Source organism: Candidatus Binatia bacterium, from assembly GCA_029243485.1.
Lineage (GTDB): Bacteria > Desulfobacterota > Binatia > UBA12015 > UBA12015 > VGTG01.
Window position 1 is genome coordinate 134,024 of sequence record JAQWRY010000073.1, and the last position, 13,444, is coordinate 147,467.

12 protein-coding genes are annotated in these 13,444 nt (G+C 65.8%); 4 read left to right on the forward strand and 8 right to left on the reverse strand.

Annotation, left to right across the window (positions count from 1 at the left end; translation table 11 throughout):
* From P8R42_21470 to egtB, 5 genes are all read right to left on the reverse strand, one after another.
* Complete coding sequence (locus P8R42_21470; protein ID MDG2307169.1) at positions 1-1,530, reverse strand: UUP1 family membrane protein; 1,530 nt, start codon at positions 1,528-1,530, stop codon at positions 1-3.
* 38 nt (positions 1,531-1,568) lie between these two features.
* Positions 1,569-2,366: a M48 family metallopeptidase gene (locus P8R42_21475; GenBank protein MDG2307170.1), complete on the reverse strand. Its 798-nt coding sequence runs from the start codon at positions 2,364-2,366 to the stop codon at positions 1,569-1,571.
* 337 nt (positions 2,367-2,703) lie between these two features.
* The gene (locus P8R42_21480) at positions 2,704-3,156 is read right to left on the reverse strand and encodes a hypothetical protein (protein MDG2307171.1); all 453 of its coding nucleotides are present in this window, start codon (positions 3,154-3,156) and stop codon (positions 2,704-2,706) included.
* Between the two features lie 32 nt (positions 3,157-3,188).
* A complete protein-coding gene (locus tag P8R42_21485) occupies positions 3,189-4,142 on the reverse strand; it encodes a hypothetical protein (GenBank protein ID MDG2307172.1) in 954 nt (317 codons plus the stop codon).
* 40 nt (positions 4,143-4,182) lie between these two features.
* Positions 4,183-6,561, reverse strand: coding sequence for an ergothioneine biosynthesis protein EgtB (egtB, locus tag P8R42_21490; protein ID MDG2307173.1), 2,379 nt, complete (start codon positions 6,559-6,561; stop codon positions 4,183-4,185).
* Between the two features lie 123 nt (positions 6,562-6,684).
* Between egtB and P8R42_21495 the strand changes: the two genes are divergently transcribed.
* Positions 6,685-7,308: a HEAT repeat domain-containing protein gene (locus P8R42_21495; GenBank protein ID MDG2307174.1), complete on the forward strand. Its 624-nt coding sequence runs from the start codon at positions 6,685-6,687 to the stop codon at positions 7,306-7,308.
* Between the two features lie 18 nt (positions 7,309-7,326).
* Positions 7,327-9,354, forward strand: a complete 2,028-nt coding sequence (ligA, locus tag P8R42_21500; GenBank protein ID MDG2307175.1) for an NAD-dependent DNA ligase LigA — start codon at positions 7,327-7,329, stop codon at positions 9,352-9,354.
* A gap of 342 nt (positions 9,355-9,696) precedes the next feature.
* Here the strand turns inward: ligA and P8R42_21505 are convergent, their stop codons facing one another.
* The 3 genes from P8R42_21505 to P8R42_21515 all read right to left on the reverse strand — a co-directional run bounded on the left by P8R42_21505 (position 9,697) and on the right by P8R42_21515 (position 11,032).
* A complete protein-coding gene (locus tag P8R42_21505; protein MDG2307176.1) occupies positions 9,697-9,936 on the reverse strand; it encodes a hypothetical protein in 240 nt (79 codons plus the stop codon).
* A gap of 198 nt (positions 9,937-10,134) precedes the next feature.
* Positions 10,135-10,545, reverse strand: coding sequence for an Hsp20/alpha crystallin family protein (locus P8R42_21510; protein ID MDG2307177.1), 411 nt, complete (start codon positions 10,543-10,545; stop codon positions 10,135-10,137).
* 43 nt (positions 10,546-10,588) lie between these two features.
* On the reverse strand, positions 10,589-11,032 hold the full coding sequence (locus P8R42_21515; GenBank protein MDG2307178.1) for an Hsp20/alpha crystallin family protein: 444 nt from the start codon (positions 11,030-11,032) through the stop codon (positions 10,589-10,591).
* A gap of 143 nt (positions 11,033-11,175) precedes the next feature.
* On the opposite strand from P8R42_21515, the gene P8R42_21520 reads away from it, so the two are divergent.
* Together P8R42_21520 and P8R42_21525 are read left to right on the forward strand one after the other, a co-directional pair.
* Positions 11,176-12,360 carry an alanine--glyoxylate aminotransferase family protein gene (locus P8R42_21520; protein MDG2307179.1) on the forward strand — a complete coding sequence of 395 codons (1,185 nt, stop codon included), beginning with the start codon at positions 11,176-11,178 and terminating at the stop codon, positions 12,358-12,360.
* Positions 12,361-12,502: 142 nt separating this feature from the next.
* Positions 12,503-13,333, forward strand: coding sequence for a PTS sugar transporter subunit IIA (locus P8R42_21525; protein ID MDG2307180.1), 831 nt, complete (start codon positions 12,503-12,505; stop codon positions 13,331-13,333).
* The last annotated feature ends 111 nt before the right edge of the window (positions 13,334-13,444 follow it).

The following is a 13,444-nucleotide window of genomic DNA, read 5'->3' on the forward strand; positions in this document are numbered from 1 at the left end:
TCAGACGCGCCCACCGAACGCGCGGAAGCGGGTGAGCTCCATCAGTCGGTAGCCGCGATAGGAGCCCGCGAGCAGGAGGAGGGCGACGAGAATCAACAGAGTTCCGGGGAAGGTGACGACGAGGTGGGTCACTGTGGGGTTGGTCATCGCAAGGTAGGCGAGTGCCGCGGCAAAGAGACTCCCGAGTGCGACGAGGAAGGCGCGCGGCCCTCCCCGCTCTTCCCACGTGATCGACATCCGCTCGATGGTCATGGCGATGATGACCATCGGGAACAGCGCGACGGACAGGCCTCGCTCGATTCCGAGCCGATGGGAGACCACGCTGATCCCGGCCATGGCCAGGACGACGAGCGTCAACATAACGGCTAGGCGGGAGACCAGCAGGAGTTTCAGCTGATCGAGCGCTGCCCGAATCGTCATGCCGATTACGAGCAGAAGCCCGAACAACAGCATGCCCCAGAGAAGCTCCGTTTCGCGGAAGGCGAGGGCGATGAGTGCCGGCATGAACGTGCCGAACGTTTCGATCCCGACGAACACGCGCAGAAGGACGATGATCCCAACGCCGACGGGCAGGACAAAGAGCACTTGGTAGAGTTGTTGGGTTTGGAGAGGGAGGCTCAGAAGAGAAAACTCGATCCACCCGGAGGACCGCCGGTGTCCGACCTCATCGGCGAGCGCGAGGGTCGGGGCGGACTCCTCGGCGATGCTGAACGAGACGTGCGGCTGGCTGCCCCCTTCGACGCTGAGGAGCGGCTCATCGCCTTGCCACCAGACGAGAACGTCGTTGGGGTCCGATCGGCCCGCCGTGATGGGCTCGTAGTACGCCCACTTCGCACCGTTGTGGCTCGCGACGAGAACCTCAGGGTCGATCCGCGTTCCTTCTCGGAGCGGCAGAGCATGTACGAGGTGGGCGGGGATTCGCGCGGAGTTCAGAACCAGGACCGCCGCGCGAGCGACCGCCAGGGGCGACGATGTCCGCCCGACAAGGATCCGTGCGTTATCGTCGTCGCGGTCGTTCAGGCGCCGGATCGTCTCGGCGGTGAACGTGCGGATGTTCGCCGATTGGCTTCGGATCACCTCGAGAAGCGTCTGCACCGCGACCTGTTCGGCTCCTTCGAGTTCCGGCGGCGTGACGGTGCTCGGGGCGCTGGCCGATGCGGGCGTGATGCCGACCCGCGGGCCGAGTGCGACGCGGTAATAGAGCGCCTGGTCGCCGCTCGCGCGACGGATGGACCAGAGGACCTTCCGGTTCGGTCCGGCGACCTCCACGCTGACACCGTAGTTGCGCGAGACGAAGCTCTCGCTCAGCTCGACGAGGTCGCCGCGGAGGGCCGGGATCTGGAGCTGCGCGAGGACCGGTTGGCCTGCTCGCGCGCGAAAGCCGATCTGCGCCTCGACGGTCCAGAGCTCTTGGCTCGTTCCGGGCTCGAGCGGAAGCCCGAGGACGAACACCTGGTACAGCGTCATCCCCGTCCCTATGAACAGGAGGATCGCGACCAAGGTGGTCAATGCCACGCGCGCGCTACGCATGCGGTTTCGTCTTCATGGGTTAGGAATCCGGAGCGGTGTCACCGGGTGCAGCGGAGCTTCTTTCCTTGGGCGCGCGCTTGTTGGTTCAGTTGCATCGCGGTGGGCATGCGCTCATTGAGATCGTGATTGCGGGTGGCGGACCCGGGATGGGTGGACAGGAAGTCGGGCGGAGCCTGTCCGCCGGACGCTGAAGCGGCTTCATCCATGTTGTTCCAGAAGACGACGGCTTCTCGTGGATCGAAGCCGGCCTGCGCCATCAGATCGAGGCCCATGAAGTCAGCCTCAGATTCGCGCGCTCGGCCGTAAGCTAGAATCAACCGGTATTGGGCACCCACGCCGAACGCACTCATGACGTCGGGGTGTACGGCCCCCGAGGTCTGCGTGCCGGCCATGAGCATCCCCGTCGCTTGGTTTGCGGACATGCGCTCGTTCGAGTGGCGGGCGAGCACGCGCGAGACCTCGTGTCCGAGGCCCGCGGCGAGTTGGTCTTGGTTGTCCGCAACGTCGAGGAGGCAGGTGTGAACGCCGATCTTCCCGCCGGGAATGGCAAACGCGTTGGGGGAGTCGTCTTTGAAGGTGTTCACCTCCCAGCTGTCTGGGATGTCTCCGTCTGCGACCTCGGTGGCGAGCGCTTCGGTCCCGCACCCCACGTACTTCTGGTCCCCGCCGCTCTTGGAGATCGGCACGTCGCGCTTGCACTGCGCGTACAGCGCAAGTTCCTGCTGGTCTACTCGATCATCCGAGAGCATGAGCAATTGGCGGCGTTCCATCAGCGAGACCCCGCATGAGGCGGTGGTCGCGAGGAGAACGATCGCGCTGACGAATTTGCGCCCCATGGTGGTCCGTACTGTCTATCTTGCGGCCTGCCGGCCGCCAAGAGATCAGGCGACGTTCTCGCGGGGACGGTGTATAGCGGGACGCTAAGCCAGAAGGTACTACCGGTCCCGGGCTTGCCGGTGACGCCGATTTCTCCGCCCATCAGCTGGACCGGGCGACGGGAGATGGCGAGCCTGAGCCCGGTTGCGCCGTGGGCGCGCGCAGAACCACTGCCGGTCTGCGTGAACGCTTCGAGGATGGTGCGGCAGTCCTCCTCCGAGATTCCGGGACCGGAGGCCGTTAGACGCCACTGGGCCCGGACGACCGTCTTCCCGAGATCGCGCTGCTCGTGGTTCATTACCGAGAGGAACTCGCTCTTTGCGCGCGTCGCCTTCTGGGCGCGGAGCGCTTCTTGGGCGTCGAGATCAGGATGCCGATCGCGAACGCGACGCCGATGAAGGTCCGCGCGTCTCGGAGCCGAGAGAGGTCGAGGCGGAAATCTCGCGAACGAAGCGCGTGACACGCGAGGGTGGCTTGCAGGGCGATGAGGCACGAGTCGAGGAGGGGGACGTCGAGGCGGGTTCCGCGGAGAAGTCCTGCGGTCAGCGCGGCGAGGACGAGAGTCGGCCACAGCTGCATGCCGAACTGGAGCAGCACGACCACGACCACGCCCACGCTCGGCGCGAGGTAGACCGGAAGGCCGTCGACTTTGCTTGCCTCGAGGGCGAAGCCTGCCACTGCGGTTGCGACGTACGCGCCGAAGACCGCGAACTGGTGTGGCCTCCAGAGGCGCCGGCTCAGCTTTCCCAAAGTCAGACCACCGGCGTGCGGGCGAATCTCGTTTAGTCCGGCTTCTCCCCGAACCCTGGGCCTTTTGGGGGCACCAGGCGGCTCGGGCGGGGCAGGCCCGAGGGGGTTCGAGCGATCGGAGCGATGTCGTTGGGGCCGTCCGGAGAGAGCAGGCTCGCCAGCGCCAGAAGTTGACGGCGCCCGGCGGCCAACTCGAACATGCCGCCAAAGTAGACGCGGATACCGGCTCGGGCGCAGAACGCGACGCCGTCGAGCGCTTCGAGGACCCCGCCCATCCGCGCCGGCTTCACGTTGGCGGCATACGGAGTAGGCAGCGCGGTCAGGGCGGCCGCATTGAGGAACGGACCGTCGAGGCTCCGGCGCGCCGCGATCTCGGACGTGCCGGAGCACGGTTCGGGGCCAGGATCCTCGAGGAGTGCTTTGGGGAGTGCTCGGTGGGCACGCGCGTGTTGCTCCGGCGTGCCCGTGCGTTTCCAGTCGAGAACCGCGACGCGGTCGGTCTCCGCCAGCCGAACGAACGTGTCCGGAGCCCAGGCGGGGTCGACATCGATCTTGGCGCGGATGTCCGAGGTCGCGGCGAGTTGGTGGCGGAGTTCGGATACGGGGTCGCCGGTCGGGGTGAACGACAGGACGTAGCTCGTGTCCCGGGGGGCTGCGCCGATCAGGCTTCCGAGGTTGTGGTTCGCTTGCCGGAGCGCGAGGTCGATGACGGCGGCTTCGACGGCAGCGCGGTCGTACGCGTCGGGTAGAAGGCGGGGCAGTTCGTTGGAGATCGCGCCGACCGACGTTCGCCCACCCGTTGGAACGAGTCGTGCGCGGTCTCGGAACTCTTCGTGCGCGCGCGCGGTCCAACCGACGTGCTCCCCGTGGCCTGCCTCGCCGTTGCCGCGCAGGGTCACGGCGGAGGTCGGTCGCGGCTCGCCTGGATAGGAGGGGATCTCGATCGCGCCGACTTCGACTTCGAGGCTCTCGATGCGGACCGGCATCCGTCGGAGCGCCTTGGCCAGCGCTCCCGCGCGGCCGCTCTCAGTCGTCTGAGGCACAGCGAAAGCCCGAGAAGATCTGGCGTCGCTGCGGGAGGTCCCAATTGCGGAACGTGTTGCGGATCGCGATGGGACGAGTGGCCCACCCGCCGCCCCGCAGCACTTTGTGTCTCTGGCCGAAGTGAACCTCGGAATACTCGGGGTACGGGAACGCCTCGAACCCGGGGTAGGGCTCGAAGTCGCTCGAGGTCCACTCCCACACGCATCCCAACATCTGCTCGCAGCCGAAGTAGCTTCGTCCGAGCGGGTAGGCGCCGTTCTGGGCGGGAGCGAAGCTTCGCTGGTCCAGATTCGCGTGGGCGTCCGTCGGAGGTGTGTCACCCCACGGGTAGAGTCGGGCGACGCCGCGTTCGAGGTCGCACGCGGCGGCCTTCTCCCACTCGAACTCGGTCGGCAGTCGTTTGCCGGCCCAGCAGGCGTACGCGTCGGCCTCGTAGTGGCAAACGTGGATCACCGGCCGCCGGTGGTCGAGGGGCTCGAGTCGGCCGAATGAGAGTTCGTCCCAGCCACCGTCCGCGCGCCGTCGCCACTGGGTCGGATGCCCAAGGCGCATTTCCTGAGCGGCGTTCCAGCCCGCTTCGCTCCAGAACTCGCGACGGCGGTAGCCCCCGTCGTCGATGAACTCGGCGAAATCTCCGTTACTCACGGGCACGAGATCGATCTTGAACCTCTCGATATCGACCTCGTGCTGCGGGCGCTCGTTGTCGTAGGCCGCGCTGCGGTCATTCGTGCCGATCAGGAACGAGCCGGCGGGAATCGTCGCCATGCCAGGCACGCCGCGCCGGAGAGACGCCGGTGGTTCGCGTCGCAGGTGGGGCTCGTAGTGGAGGTCGTGTATGAGCTGTGTCGTCTGGAGGATTGTCTCCGTGTGCTGGGCCTCGTGCTGAGCCAACATCGCGAAGACGAAGCCGTCTCGGAGGAGAGGATCGGTGCCGTTCGTATCGGTGACGCGGATCGTGGCTCGGGTCCGTCGCCGCACGCGCGCCAGGTAGTCCAAGGAGGCGGTTCGGTCGGGCAGGTCGAGGTCGCCGCGGGTTGCGCGCGGGTGGGCGGTAGCCTCGAACATGTGGTCGCGCGCGTCGGTTTCCGGATCGGCCGTTTGACCAGTGCATGCGCGATCGACCCATCGCTCCTCGAAGTTCGCGATGTGGGCGAGGTCCCAGACGATCGGGCTCATGAGAGGGCTGTGTTGCCGGGAGACTTCTCCCTCGGTGAGCGGGTAGATGAGGTCGCGCGTGCGGGACCTCTCGGCGTCGAGTTGCCCGCGGGCCCGGCGGCGCGTCTCGTCGTCGGCGCTCGGCGGCGCCTTTCGCCGGACGAGCAGGAGGCCGAATCGTTCTTCTTCGTCGGTGAATGAGCGGACGAACGAGAATCCGTGCCGTCCGAGTCGCTCTTTCATGTCGGGGATCCGGAACTTCCGACTGATCTCGGTCTGGATCATCTCGCCGGCGGCGATGCGGAACGTTCGTCCCAGTTCTTCGAGGTGAACCGCCGTCTCGGTGTTGAAGCGGGCGAAGATGTCGATCCGCTCGCGGTCTTCGTTGTAGTAGGCGACGTGCTCGATCTGATCGATGTCGAGCTTCGTGCCGAGTTCACGATTCATGCGGACGAAGAGATTCTTCGTGAAGTTGGCGGTGACCCCGGCCGAATCGTTGTAGGCCGCTTCCAGCGCCGCGATGTCTTTCACGAGGTCAAACCCGAGCAGGAAGTGATCCCCCGAGGACAACCCGGCGGCGAGTTCGTCCAAGAACGCTCCCAGCTCTGGTTCGTCGAGGTTGCCGATCGTGCTGCCGAGGAACGCGACGGTCAGCGGAGAGAACGAAGCGAGGCGTGGCATCGCCTGCTCGTACGAGCCGGCGATCCCGCGGACCTCGAGCTTTAGATAGGCCTCGGCGAGGGCCTCGCACGACTGCGCGACAATTCCGGGGCAGATGTCGACGGCGACGTAGCTCGCGCGGTTTCGCCGCGTCCAGGCGTCGAGGAGGTGCCGGGTTTTCGTCGACGTGCCCGAGCCGAGCTCCACGAGGGTCTCGGTCCCGGTCAGGTCGCGGATCTCGTCGGAGTGACGCGCGAGCAGGCCTGCCTCTGCGCTGGTCAGATAGTACTCGGGCTGATCGGTGATCTGGTCGAACAGGTCCGAGCCGCGGTCGTCGTAGAGGTACCGACAGCTGAGGCGGCGGGGCTGGCTCGAGAGCCCCAGCGCAATGGACTGCGCGAAGGCGTGCCGGGATTGATCGGGGTCCGCGAGACGAAACGAGCCGACGGCTGTCTGCTCGAGTTCCACGCCGGCGTGCGTAAACACTTCGGTGGCGACCTTACGCGCCGGCGTGCGGCGTGCGGCTGGACCTTGGGGAGAGCTCATAAATTCGGAGCCTTTCGGCAAAACCCGTTCCCGCTAGTTCATCATATCGGGCCGCCAGCGCAAGTGGGGAGCCTGTTGCCAGGCGGCCGAGCGAGTTCTATCTCTGCTGCTGTGGTTCGGTGGGTGCTTATCTGGGTGGTCTTCGCGGGGTTCGCGTGTGACGGGGGACCTCGGTCCGCGCCCGAAGCGACGGCCCTCGTCTCCTTGCTCGTGCAGTTCGACCGCGGGGACGTCTATGAGCGGGCGAACGCACGAGACGCTCTGGCCGCGTTGGGCAGCGAGGCTGTGCCTGGTCTGCAGGAGCGTCTCGCGAGCGAGCAGCAAGGGATTCGTTATCACGCGGCCCGGGGCCTCGCGGCGATCGAGCCTATCCCGATGGATGCGCTGGCTATCGCCGTCAGCAGTCGTGACCAAAGAGTCCGTGAGGTCGCCGCCGATGCACTCGTCGAACGGGGCGCTCCTTCGTTTCTTGCGTTCGAAGTAGCGCTGACCATTCCAAGCCACAACGTGCGAGAAGACGCGCTGGCCTCACTCGGACGGATCGGTCCGAAGTCGATGCCGCTGATCGAGACTGCGTTCGCGGATCCCGATCCGCGGGTGCGTCGCGCCGCCGTCGAGGCGCTCGGCAGTGTGGGTTGGCGAGCGCGGTCTCGCCTGATCGCTCTTGCGAAAAGTGAGGACAAGGGCGTGCGCCGCCAGGCAAAGGAAGCTCTCCGGGTGCTCCCGAAGAGGCCCGGGCGGTTGTAGGCGTCCCGGACGTCCGAAATGGCCAGCAAAACCGACAGGGCGCGCGTCGACCGCCTCCGCAGCGTGATTCGTGGGCATCAGCATCGTTACTACGTGCTGGACGACCCGACTGTGAGCGACGCGGAATTCGATGTCCTTTGGCACGAGCTGGTCGCGCTCGAGCAGAAGAACCCCGAGCTCGCCTCCGACGACAGTCCGACGATGCGGGTCGGGGGGGCCCCGCAGGGCAAGTTCACGAAGGTCGAGCATCCCACGCAGATGCTCAGTCTTGGAAACGCGTTTGGGCCCGACGACATGAGCGCGTGGAACGAGCGGGTCCTGCGTTTGCTTCCGACAGAAACGAAGCTCGCCTGGATCACCGAGCCGAAGATCGATGGCCTCACGGTAGTCCTCCACTATGAGGACGGGCGCTTTGTTCTGGGTGCGACGCGAGGCGATGGTCGGATCGGCGAGGACGTGACCGCGAACCTCCGGACCGTGCGCAGTCTGCCGCTTCGAATTCCGGCGTCGGGACGAAAGAAGCCGCCCGCGCGGCTGGTCGTGCGGGGCGAAGTGTACCTTCCACGCGACGACTTCACGCGCTTCAACGCCGAGCAGGAGGTGCGGGGCGAGAAGACCTACGCCAACCCCCGGAATTTCGCGGCGGGCTCTCTGCGTCAGCTCGACCCGACGATCACCGGACAGCGGCCGCTACGCCTGTGGGCCTATCAGATCATCGAAGCCGAGGGGCTCTCCTTCGATGCGCAGTGGTCGGCACTGGCGACTCTCCGAGATCTGGGGTTCGCCGTGACGCCGCAGAGTCGCCGGTGGACGTCGATCGACGCAGTGATTACGCAGTGCGAGTCGTGGGCCGAAGAGCGCGAGACGCTCGCCTACGAAACCGATGGTCTTGTCATCAAGATCGACGACGTCGGGCTCCAGGAGAGGCTCGGTGCGGTAGGCAACGCGCCACGCTGGGCAATTGCGTACAAGTATCCGTCCTCCGAAGTCGTCACGCGGCTCGACCGCATCGGGGTGAACGTGGGGCGAACTGGCGTGCTGATGCCGTTCGCTGAGCTCGAGCCGGTCGAGGTGGGCGGTGTCACGGTTCGCAACGCGACGCTCCACAACGAGGACTACATCCGAGAGCGCGACATTCGGGTCGGGGACCGCGTCGTCGTGAAGCGGGCGGGCGAGGTGATTCCCCAGGTACTGCGCTCGCTCCCGGATCTACGCACCGGTGATGAGAAGCCGTTCGCCATGCCGACGAATTGTCCGGTGTGCGGCGAGCCGGCGCATCGGCTCGAAGGCGAGGCGGCCACGTACTGCGTCAACTCCGCGTGTCCCGAGCAACTCGTGCGACTCGTCGAGTACTTCGTCTCTCGAGGCGCGATGGACATCGAAGGCTTCGGAATCAGGCAGGCGGAGATTTTCGTGGGGCAGGGCCTCATCGGTGACGTTGCCGACATTTTCTCGCTACGGGTCGATCAGCTCGAGGGGATGGAGGGCTTCAAGCGCAAGCGCATCGACAACCTGCTCGCAGCTCTCGAGGCGGCGAAGGGTCGGCCGGCCGCGCGCGGGCTGACCGCGCTCGGCATCCGCGGGGTCGGCGGGGTCGTCGCCGAGACGCTCGTCGATCACTTCGCCTCGATCGAGGCGATCGCAGCCGCCGATGTCGAAACGTTGGAAGCCGTCGACGGGATCGGTCCGATTCTCGCCCAAAGCGTCGTGGATTGGTTCGCGAGCCCGCACAACCGTGCCGTCGTCGAGAAGCTCCGGAAGGCCGGCGTGCGGCTCGCCGAAGAGAAGTCGAGCACCGATCCGCAGGGCGACGTGCCGTTCGCGGGCCTGACCTTCGTCATTACGGGAACTCTTCCGAACATGAGCCGTGAGCAAGCCGCGGTTCGCATCAAGGCGGCCGGCGGCAAGGTGACGAGCTCGGTCAGCAAGAAGACGAGCTACGTGCTCGCCGGCGAATCGGCGGGCGGGAAGCTCGAAAAGGCGCAGAAACTCGACCTCGCCATCATCGACGAAGCCGAGCTTCTCCGGTTGGTCGGTTCGAGCTAGGCCGGATTTCTTCCGCTGCAGCTTCCGAAGCTCGACGAAGCCTTGGCTTTGAAGATACCCTTGGCCGCCGGTAGGCCGCGCCGACATCCTTCTTAACCGTGCCTCCGAAGATGCCGCACTGAGATGAAGGTGGACACATGCATGCGGTACTCGGCCGCGCCCGCCAAAAGCACGTCGCCCGCCGAATCCAACGCGAGGTGTACGCGAAGTCGTCGGTCATTTCGCTGACGTAGTGCCACAGTCCGGCGCCCGTTGCTCCGTCGAATTTCGCGGTCAGTATGGCGTGCCCCGGTGGCGTCTCGATCCGTCAGGACGCGATCACGTGCCTGAGTCCGTCGACGCTCACCGAGCCGAACTCGTTTTTTCCGCCGCCGATCCCCGTGGCCAGAGCACGGCTCCAGTCGTGCCGTCGAGCTTCCAGACCGTAGCGTCGAGCTCCGCGGGAGTCGTGCTGCTGCGGCCCGCCCCGACCACGTCGAGGGCTCCGTCGAGTGCGACGGAATTGATCTCGTCGAAGACGTTGAGGCCCCCGTCCAGGTCGGTCCGCCACATTTCGAGCCCAATCGCGCCGTCGACGCGCACGAGGTCGAAGACTCCCCCAGGAATCTCGAATCGTCAGGCCTCCGCACTTGTGCCGACCGGCCAGTCACCCGCCTGCGAGGAGGCGGCCTTGGCGGACGCAGCGGTGCGAGTAGGGCCGCTCCTGGCGTTGATGGCGGGTCGTCACCAACGCCAGGGATTCGGTTCTACCCGGAGTGAGACAAGTGCCCTGGGAGCGAGCTAGGCCGAAGCCGAGCCGACCTGAACCTGGACCTTCTGCGGCTGGACCGGCTGCGCTTTGGGTAGCGTGATTCGCAGCACGCCGTCGCGCAGGTCGGCGCGAACGTTCGCCCGCTCGACGGTCTCGGGAATCGCGAACGTGCGGGCGTAGCCGCCTTCGCGGTATTGCCGGACCGCAGGGCGCAACTCCTCGTGCGTGACCGGCGTCCGTTCGGCTGTGAACTCGAGGCGGTTCTCCTCGATCGTCACGTCGATGGCATCCATGGCGACGCCCGGAACGTCCGCTGTGATGAAGAAGGCGTCGGGCGTCTCAGCGACATCGACTCGCGGGGCTCGTGTTCGTTGCAGTTTCGGTGCCTCGGCCGCCGGGGCTGCTTCGCGCGACGGAACTTCCTGTTGTGTGGTGGTCATCGTGTTTCCTCCGTTCTTCTGAATTCTTTGTGTGAAGCTGCCCTTACGCGGTGTGGACCGCGATTCGCTTCGGTCGATCGGCCTCGGCGCGCGGGAGGGTGACTTCGAGGACGCCGTTTTCGAACTTGGCGTCGACGTCGCTCGCCTCGACGCGGAAGGGGAGGCGAATGCTGCGAGAGAACTCGCCGGCGCCGCGTTCCTGTCGGTGCGTGACGACGTCCTCAGCCTTCTGGTCGGCGCTTCGTGCGCCCTTAATTGTGAGGGTGCTTTCGAGAACCGAGATGTCGACCTTGTCGGCGGGAACTCCGGGGAGTTCCGCACTCACGACGACCTGTTCGTCGCTCGCGAAGACGTTCATCGGCGGGAAGCCGGGCGTGTAGGAATCATTACCGCTGTGAAGGAAGCGGTCCATCTCGCTCTGAATGCGCGCGAAGTCGCGCCGGGGGCTCCGGGTAGGAGCGAAACCGTATCGTTGTGTCCGCATCATCGTGGGTTCCTCCTGTTTCTTGGGGTCTCGTTGCTGCCCCTTTGAGATAAGTACGACCGCGTGGCTGTCAACGGAGGTATGCGCGAAAGGCGGTCATTTGCAGGGCGGTTTGCGAGTTGCCTTTGGTTGTTATGCTCTGCGGCATGGCATCTCCGAGTCGTTCTTTTCATCCTCCGCAGCGCTCCCTCTTCGGACCGGGGCCGTCCGACGTCGACCCGCGTGTACTCGCCGCGATGGCGCGTCCGACGGTCGGTCATCTCGATCCTTCGTTCATCCTGATGATGGACGATTTGAAGTCGCTCCTTCGTTCCGCGTTTCGCACCGAGAACCCGATGACGCTTCCGTTGTCCGCGCCGGGGTCGGCCGGGATGGAGGCCTGCTTTGCGAACCTGATCGAGCCGGGCGATCGAGCGATCGTCTGCGTGAACGGCGTGTTCGGGATGCGGATGGTGGAGAATGTGGAGCGTGCGGGTGGCGTCGCCACAATCGTAGAAGACGAGTGGGGGCGCGCGGTCGACCCAGGGAAGCTCGAAGCGGCCCTTGCGCAGAATCCCGACACGAAGGTGGTCGCGTTCGTGCACGCTGAAACTTCGACCGGGGCACTCTCGGACGCCGAGACGCTCTGCCGAGTCGCTCGACAGAAAGAATGCTTGACGATTGTCGATGCGGTGACATCGCTCGCCGGTTCTCCGCTCGAAGTCGATGCGTGGGGCATCGATGCGGTCTACTCCGGGTCGCAAAAGTGTCTATCCTGTACGCCCGGGCTTTCCCCCGTGAGCTTCGGAGCCCGAGCGCTCGAGGCGACACGAAAACGACAGACCAAGCCGCACAGCTGGTTCTTGGATCTGAATCTTCTCGCCGGATACTGGGATGAAGGCGCGAAGCGAGCCTACCACCACACGGCGCCGATCAACCCACTCTATGGACTCCACGAGGCGCTCGTTCTCCTGGACGAAGAGGGTGTCGAGAATAGCTGGGCGCGACATGCGCGAAACCACCTTGGTCTTCGGGCCGGGCTCGAGGCGATGGGGCTGTCGTTCGTCGTTCCCGAGGCGGAGCGGCTGCCGCAACTGAACGCGGTCTCGATCCCGGACGGAGTCGACGACGCGGCCGTTCGGCGGATCCTTCTCGATGAGCACGGAATCGAGATCGGGGCCGGCCTGGGGGCGCTGGCGGGCAAGGTCTGGCGGATCGGGCTCATGGGAAGCTCCTCTCGGGCGGACAAGGTTCTGCGGCTCGTCTCGTCCCTGGACGCCGTTCTGGCAGGGCTCGGCGCGAAAATCCCCCGCGGCGCGGCGGTGGACGCGGCCCGCGCGGCACTCGCGTAGCGGCCCCGTCGACCGACTTCGAAGAGGGCGCTCGGGGTCGCGAGGAGCCGGTGGTGCAGGCTCGCTCGCGGGCCGTTACAACCAACAGAGGGCCCGCGGCCAGCGGGCGTCGTTTGCAGAACACCGAGGGAGAGGACCGGGAATGGATCTGACGAAACACGTGCCCAAGCGGGCAGTTCTTCCGAAGTTGAAGGCCACCACGAAGGTCGAGGTGCTTCGCGAGATGAGCGAAGCCCTGCTTTCGGGAAAGAACAAGCCTCTGCGCGGGTCCGTCCTGGAACAGGTCGTCAGCCGGGAGTCGCTCGAATCGACCGCCCTCGGGCACGGGATCGCTCTGCCGCATGCGCGCGTCCAAGGCCTGGACGATCTCATCTGCGCCATGGCGGTCAGCGAGAAGGGCGTGGATTTCCGAGCCGTCGATCACGGGAAGGTGCATCTGGTCTTCCTGATGCTGTACCCGCCGAACAAGCAGAGCGTCTATTTGAACTTCGTATCGGGTATCATCCGTGCTCTCCACGGCTCGGAGCGAGCAGAAGAGATCATCGAAGCCGACGACGTCGCCACGATGCTCGACATCCTTGGCAAGGGTGCCGGAGAGGTGATCGCGGCAGAGAAGGCCGCCGTGGGAAAGAAGGCCGGGATCGAGTCGCTGGATGCCGACGGGATTGCCGGAGCCGAGCTCTTCCTCCTCGCTCGACTCGAACTCTACGGCGACATGCTCGAGGGCGCGAAGAAGGGCAAGACCGAGCTCAAGCGTCGTCTCGAGGACATTCGCGCGCTCGTGAGTCGCCGGGTTCTGCAGCACTACGATCGCCTTCGGAAGCGAGGAAGCCCCGCGCTGGTCACGTTCGAAGGTGGTGTCTGTCAGGGGTGCTCGGTGAAGCTCCCGTCACAGCAGGCGCAGCGCATTCGCAAAGAGACGAAGACCGTGGCGACCTGCGGCCACTGTCACCGCTTCCTGTACCCGATCTAGCCGACCGGCTCGTTCTAGCCCTGCGCGCGAGCGGCGGCGGCGAGGGCGTAGATGTCTTCGCGCGTTCTGGGCTCGGCGCGTGCGTCCGGGTCCGGTCGCGCCGTGAGGACC

Coding starts and splice junctions, on each gene's coding strand:
- egtB (MDG2307173.1), bottom strand. CDS start 6,561: ATGAGCTCTCCCCAAGGTCCAGCCGCACGCCGCACGCCGGCGCGTAAG.
- P8R42_21475 (MDG2307170.1), bottom strand. CDS start 2,366: ATGGGGCGCAAATTCGTCAGCGCGATCGTTCTCCTCGCGACCACCGCC.
- P8R42_21485 (MDG2307172.1), bottom strand. CDS start 4,142: ATGCCGGTCCGCATCGAGAGCCTCGAAGTCGAAGTCGGCGCGATCGAG.
- ligA (MDG2307175.1), top strand. CDS start 7,327: ATGGCCAGCAAAACCGACAGGGCGCGCGTCGACCGCCTCCGCAGCGTG.
- P8R42_21515 (MDG2307178.1), bottom strand. CDS start 11,032: ATGATGCGGACACAACGATACGGTTTCGCTCCTACCCGGAGCCCCCGG.
- P8R42_21520 (MDG2307179.1), top strand. CDS start 11,176: ATGGCATCTCCGAGTCGTTCTTTTCATCCTCCGCAGCGCTCCCTCTTC.
- P8R42_21510 (MDG2307177.1), bottom strand. CDS start 10,545: ATGACCACCACACAACAGGAAGTTCCGTCGCGCGAAGCAGCCCCGGCG.
- P8R42_21470 (MDG2307169.1), bottom strand. CDS start 1,530: ATGCGTAGCGCGCGCGTGGCATTGACCACCTTGGTCGCGATCCTCCTG.
- P8R42_21525 (MDG2307180.1), top strand. CDS start 12,503: ATGGATCTGACGAAACACGTGCCCAAGCGGGCAGTTCTTCCGAAGTTG.